Annotated in this window: 1 protein-coding gene; it reads right to left on the bottom strand. The window is 36.2% G+C overall.

From position 1 onward, the window contains the following. The coding region (locus AR328_RS15460; protein ID WP_082677261.1) for an IS110 family transposase at positions 1-1,226 on the bottom strand (1,226 nt) is incomplete at its 3' end. Between the last annotated feature and the right edge of the window lie 250 nt (positions 1,227-1,476).

Genomic DNA, 1,476 nt, shown 5'->3' on the forward strand with positions numbered 1-1,476 from the left:
TGGAAAGTGGTTTTGTTTTTTAAAATCGTATATATCCAATGTAAAAGCTTATTTACACAAGCAATGATAGCTACTCTAAAGGGTTTGCCTTCTTCACGTTTTTTAGCGTAAAATTCCCTTAATCTTTTGTTTCGAGGGATATTATCTTCACTCGTTTTCTTTTTTCTAGCATCACGTATACCGCACTGAACTGCCATATATAAAGCGTGTCTTAGTCTACTAGAACCTCTTTTGGTAATACGATTAATTGATGCAGTAAACTTACCAGATGAGTACACACTTGGATCAACTCCAGCGAAGGCTACTAATTTTTTAGCGTGATTAAACCGATCTATCCCTCCGATTTCGGAAATTATCGTTGCCGCGATTTTTTTGCCGATTCCAGGGATTGATTGGATAATCTTATATTCTTCAATTTCCTTAGCTAGAGCATCTATTTCGGCTTCTAACTTTAATAGGTGCTCTTGGTATTGAAGGATAATTTTTATTAGAATTTCCAGGTTGAAAATATGGCTCTGGTATAGATTATTCTGAAATGGATTACGAAGGGCTGCCTCTTTTAGTTTGCGTGCCTTTTCCTTTGCCCACTTATCTGATCTACTCTTGCATAGCGAAGCTATATGATCCATCAAAACGAATTCACTAACACTTAAGACTGCTTCTGATGTTGGAAACAATAAAAGAATATTTAAGGATACTTTAGAATATAGCCCCCCAAAAACACCTCGATATTCTGGGAATACCTGATCCAATATGGCTTGAAACTGTAATTTTGTTTGTGCGGATATTCCTGAGATGCTTTCATGTTGTCTTGTTAAATTCCGTATATTTAAAAGCTGAATTTCCCTCTTTTTGTAAGGCTCTAACTCTTCTTTATAATAAAGTTCACATAAATGATAGGCATCAATCGCATCTGTTTTAACCTTTCTAAGACTTGAGCTTTTAGCTCTATGAGAAATGAGTGGATTCACAATTATATAAACATATTGGTGTTCCTCCAAAAATTGAATAACAGATGTATGGTAGTGTCCTGTTGATTCTAAAATCACTGTAGGTTGAAATCCATTGGCTACGCTCTCTATTTCTTTCAGAAAGTCTAATAGTTTCCCCAGCCCATCTAAATCATGCTTAATACTAAAGCTTTTATTATAAGGTTTTCCTTTATCTAAAAATGCTTGTACTTCACTTTCCCCTTTTGAAACATCCAGGCCAACAACTGGATTCATAACTCATTTTCCTCCTCCTAAATACAAAATTAGTCGGTAACCCCTAAAGCTGCTTGTAATGTCATAGGTTCGCTTGTTAAACGGGATCAGTGTCCCAACCAGCTAAAGCATGTTCATACAAGTAGGGGGTGAACAGTTTTAATTACGGGATCTAATCCCACCGTTTGAGACGTTCTACCCCGACTACCGTCATCATAAGGCCATATAAAAAAAGGTCAACCAGAAAAATCTGGCTAACCTTATATTACGA

Source organism: Bacillus sp. FJAT-29937 (assembly GCF_001509555.1).
Classification (GTDB): Bacteria; Bacillota; Bacilli; order Bacillales; family Cytobacillaceae; genus Cytobacillus.